Source organism: Okeania sp. SIO2B9 (genome assembly GCF_010672505.1).
In the GTDB taxonomy this organism is placed as follows: Bacteria; Cyanobacteriota; Cyanobacteriia; order Cyanobacteriales; family Microcoleaceae; genus Okeania; species Okeania hirsuta.
On record NZ_JAAHGK010000537.1, the window covers coordinates 1 to 4,820 of the forward strand.

Below are 4,820 nucleotides of genomic sequence, written 5' to 3' on the forward strand. Positions count from 1 at the left end.
GCAAAATCAGCAGGCAGTTATTTCAGTTATCAGTTAACAGTTAGCTTCCTACGGAGGAGCCATGCTAACTGTACTTCCTGCAATAGGGAGGCTTGACATTAGGAATATTCTCTTTTTTTATCCGGAGACTTTAGACCACAATTTTTCGGTAATAATATTTCATCAAATAATTTGACATTTCAACAAAGCAAGAAAAAAATTTTATTACTAAACAACTACCAAACAACTTATGTTAAAAAAAATAGCTTTGTGGTTACTTTGGATTGGGTTTAGCACTTACGCATTTCTGCTAGCACCTCCTGACCAACCAGATACCTTAGAATTAATCCAAAAATTGTCAACAGGTCAATGGGAAAATATCAATCCATTAATTGTATCTCTATTCAATATTATGGGCATATGGCCGTTGATTTACAGTTGTTTAATGTTCTTTGACGGCAGAGGAAAAAAAATACCAGCATGGTTATTCTCGACATTATCATTTGGAGTCGGAGCATTTGCTATTTTACCCTATCTAGGATGGCGTCAACCTAATCCAAAATTTTCAGGAAAAAAGAACTTATTTTTAAATATTTTAGATTCTCGAATTTTAGGAATTGCTTTAACAGTAGGTACAATTTTATTACTAATATACGGTTTAAAAAATGGTGACTGGGAAGATTTTATTCAACAGTGGCAAAGTAGTAGATTTATTCATGTAATGAGTTTAGATTTTTGTCTGTTGTGTCTATTATTTCCCACTTTATTAGGAGATGATATGAGCAGGCGAGGAATGAAAAAATCTCCGTGGTATTGGATAGCATTAGTTCCACTTTTAGGTCCATTAATTTATTTATCTGTACGTTCGCCTCTATTAGCAGCAGATACATCTACAATATCAAATAAACAAGAAGCTACAGCAAATTGATAGTAGGAAACCTGAAAATAAATCCATTACTTTAACTTTGTTGGCATTCCCGTTTTGTAATATCATGTCTATACCGAAACATGTCCTCTAGTCGAGAATCTACCCACCAACCTAAAACAGATTCTGCTAACCAATCTCCAGGCAAAGAAAATGCGATCGCATCAGTTAACCTAGTCTTACCATCTTCTTCACTAAATTGATGACGATGAGTCCAACTATCCATTGGCCCTTCTTTTTGTTCATCAGTAAACAGACGATATTTTTCATATTCCGTATGTAGGGCCACCCACCTCACAGGAATTGGACCGAGCCAAATTTGAAATTCTGATATAGCCCCTACTTCTAGTCCACCTTGACGACGAATGACTTGTACCGGTTGCCAAGGTGGGGTAAGTATTTGCAGAATATCGGAACGTTCGTGAAATTCCCAAACAACTTCAACTGGTGCATCGATTAAGGTTGAATACCGAAAGTGCAACATTTTAAGTCCTCAAAACTTATCACAATTATTATTTTCTAAATTATTTTTATCATTTTCTTTGTGGGTTTAATACCCCACCGTCAACGGGGGTGTTCAAAATTACTTGGGGGAGCGTAGACGCGGAGCGGCAGGTCGTTGACTATCCCCATGTAATTTTCCTCCTGTCTCCTGTCTCCTGTCTCCTGTCTCCTTCTTCAATTCAAATTTTAACTGAATCTGGAAAATTTAAGTATATTCTACCATAAAGTTGCAGTTCTACTTGGCTTTTTGGTCGTTAGTGCTTTAGTCTGAGACTGGAAGTAAAAGCTAAGGTCAAAAACTAATCAAAAATACTTGGCTTGCTGATTAAATCTAAAAGCATTGATATATAAAGATATTAGCCAATGGATGTATAAAAAAGCATAAGGTTTTTGATCCTTTAAGCTGAAAATGTGGGGATTTTAAGTAGACAACGGCAGAAAAATTGAGGGAAAATTGTTCCAAATACATCCTCTGTAATTCTTCATTCCTCCTGAATTCTGACTCCTACCCCCACTCATAAGACTTATTCAGTAAACCCTACTTAATCTGACATAACCCCTCTAAACTTAGAGGGGTTTTTTATTTCAATAAACTTTACTTTTTCCCAATTAGTCTATTACTTAAGCATAAATTGTTTCTTTTTACACAAGTATTTTTTCGTACTAACTTAAATTTAATTTTGTTGATTTTTAATCATGTATAAAGACTAATCAATTTATGGATTTATGGGAAAATTTTGTATAAACAAATATTGCACAGATCACTAAATAACATACTTACTAAGGTGCAAACTTGAGTGAAATTGAACACTACCAGTAAAAATTTAGAGATATTGCGTACTTGAAATTGAAATATAAATGATATACTTTTGAGAAAATTCTATTATAATATGAAGATTTGGTAAAGCAAATTCAAAATAATTGCTACTTTTATGAAGAATCAGTAAAGATATGTCGTAAGTATAGATATAAAAATCTTATTAATTTATGATGTTATTCAAGTTGATTGATTGAACTTTAAAGCGAACAATATTCATGGGAGCAAAGAAAATATATAAAAAAAAGACTAATAGACCTCGTCCGAAAATAGTCAAACACTTACTATAGCTATCTTTTGATGAGCGATCGCTATCTACTGTTGATAGTTAATTTTTACGGTAAAATCAGTATTTCAGATACTTACTATTACAAACTCTCAAAAGAAGTAGCCATAGTAGTTAACTGATTTATATCTAGAGCAAGGAGGATTTACTACTACAAAATCAATGTACCTATTCGTAGTCGAACAATACCACAAATAATTATGACTATTTGCTCATATTTTTCTGGTTTTAACCTAAATCTTTCTTGGACTACTCTGAAAATTTTTATCAATCTAATTATATGTTAAACAAAAATAATTTTTGAAGATATTCCCTTGTTTTTCAACTTTTCCGATTCAGTTAAATCTCTATTTTTTGGCTTTTTTTGGGAGTTTTAATTCTTGGTTCGCCAACCTAGGCTTTATGTCCACTAAATTTTTGTTCTTGAGCGAATTTTTGTTGGACTTCACGAAAATAGTTTAAGTAACTTTTTTTTCCTGGTTCACCTGCTGATACTTCTACAATATCTTTACCTAACTGGTCATAATTGGCTGTCAAAATTACATTTTTTATTATTATCTCATAACTTAGATGCCTAATATAAATGGCTGATTGATTATGAAATTGAACGTAATTACTTATTTTATTCTTGGTTAGTAATTAGTAAAGCGAAAATTTTAGATAACCCCTAAATAAATTACAAATGACTATGATTTTATCTCAATCTATGGCTCATAAAATCCATACTTTCCCAGTCTCATCAAAATTACGGATGCCCAGTGTAACACAATCAAATGTTACTACTGCTGCCTCTTGTTATGAGCTGACTGACTTAGGTACATTTAGAGACTATGTAAGTGTAGCCAAAGATATTAACGACTCTGCTCAAATAGTTGGTTATTCAATTAACGATATAGGGCAAAAACAAGCCTTTGTATGGGACTCTGACGAAGGTATGCAAGATATTGGTACTATTGGTAATCATTCTAGCTGTCCCTATAGTATTAATGATTATGGCCAAGTAGTTGGCTATTCTGTATATGATTGTGGTCAACGGAAAGCTTTTATTTGGGATAAGACAAAAGGAATACATCACCTTGATTCCAAAAGTAATAATTTGAGTGAGGCTTATTGTATTAATAATTCTGGTCAAGTAGTAGGTTTTTCTGTCACTAATAATGGTCAAAGAAAAGCTTTTATTTGGGATGAGACAAAAGGCATACAAAATCTTAGTATTTCTGATGATATAGAAAGTAGTGCCTACGCAATTAACTATTCTGGTCAAGTAGTAGGCTATTCTGTTTCTTCAGATTTAATCGTAAAGGCTTTTATATGGAATGGTGACAAAGATATCCAAGAATTACCAGGTTTTTTAGGTTCAGATATTAATAGGTCTGGCCAGGTGATTGGTTTTTATTCTATGCCTCAACACAATAACCGAGCTTTTTTGTGGAATGGCAGTGAGGAATTTCAAGACCTTGGTACTATTTCTAATAATGTCAACTTACAATTTTTTGACAGTGAAGCTAATAGTATTAATGATTTTGGTCTAATAGTTGGTTCTTCTGACAAGCTAATAAATACAGAGCAAGAAGGATGGGCTAAAAGAGCTTTTATTTGGGATAGTCTTAATCAGATGCAAGACCTAAATGATTTGATCGATCCTTCCTCTGGTTGGGTTCTTAAGGAAGCACGATCTATTAATAATCATGGGCAAATTGTTGGATGGGGAATGAAAGATAAAAGTAGTTGTTCTTTTCTGTTAACACCTATTTCCTAGGGTGCATCTCAATTTTGAATAAAGCCAAAAAATTATTGATTTTATGGAACAGGGAACAGGGAACAGGGAACAGGGAATAGGGAATAGGAAAAAAGTATTTTTGCAAATAGCAAATATGAGATACACCCATTTCCTAACAGAGATAATAGATAATACAATTAGATATTTATAGGTAGTGGTTTTCCTAGATAATTCATACTCAAACTGTAATAAATATCGCTTTGCCTCTATTTCTAGAAGCAAAGCTACAAATTCAACAATTAATAATTAATAATTACCTCTCCTTTAAAAGTAAGCATTCAGCCATCAGCCATCAGCTATTGCTTTTAGTTTACGATAAAAGCTTGATTAATTATCTTACTAGAAAAGTTGGCTCTCTTGCCCTTAAAATCTATATTTAATTTAAAAACTGTCCTTAAGGAGAGAGTTTCGACTTAGTTAACAATTTGCGCAATTTATCGACATAATACGATAGTTCTCACAGGCAAGTAGTAACGAGGGTGACGCTTTGTATCTTCTGCACTAATCCCTGCTTCAGCATTTCTGGGGT

The 4,820-nt window shown here is 33.1% G+C and carries 4 protein-coding genes; 2 read left to right on the forward strand and 2 right to left on the reverse strand.

Annotated features, from left to right (window positions below; genetic code table 11):
- Positions 1 to 229: 229 nt before the first annotated feature.
- On the forward strand, positions 230 to 907 hold the full coding sequence (locus F6K13_RS18590; protein WP_124147471.1) for a DUF2834 domain-containing protein: 678 nt from the start codon (positions 230 to 232) through the stop codon (positions 905 to 907).
- Positions 908 to 938: 31 nt separating this feature from the next.
- Here F6K13_RS18590 and F6K13_RS18595 read toward each other — a convergent pair whose 3' ends face one another.
- Both F6K13_RS18595 and F6K13_RS18600 read right to left on the reverse strand, forming a co-directional pair.
- Positions 939 to 1,388, reverse strand: a complete 450-nt coding sequence (locus tag F6K13_RS18595; RefSeq protein ID WP_124147472.1) for an SRPBCC family protein — start codon at positions 1,386 to 1,388, stop codon at positions 939 to 941.
- A 1,516-nt stretch (positions 1,389 to 2,904) separates the two neighbouring features.
- Entirely contained in the window at positions 2,905 to 3,048 is a 144-nt protein-coding gene (locus tag F6K13_RS18600; RefSeq protein ID WP_287240011.1) for a hypothetical protein, read from the reverse strand.
- A gap of 145 nt (positions 3,049 to 3,193) precedes the next feature.
- Here F6K13_RS18600 and F6K13_RS18605 point away from each other — a divergent pair, with 145 nt between their 5' ends.
- Positions 3,194 to 4,270, forward strand: coding sequence for a DUF3466 family protein (locus F6K13_RS18605; protein WP_287287972.1), 1,077 nt, complete (start codon positions 3,194 to 3,196; stop codon positions 4,268 to 4,270).
- The last annotated feature ends 550 nt before the right edge of the window (positions 4,271 to 4,820 follow it).

Bases quoted from the DNA above. Each gene is read 5' to 3' on its own strand.
- F6K13_RS18590 (WP_124147471.1), top strand. From the start codon at position 230: ATGTTAAAAAAAATAGCTTTGTGGTTACTTTGGATTGGGTTTAGCACT.
- F6K13_RS18595 (WP_124147472.1), bottom strand. From the start codon at position 1,388: ATGTTGCACTTTCGGTATTCAACCTTAATCGATGCACCAGTTGAAGTT.
- F6K13_RS18605 (WP_287287972.1), top strand. From the start codon at position 3,194: ATGACTATGATTTTATCTCAATCTATGGCTCATAAAATCCATACTTTC.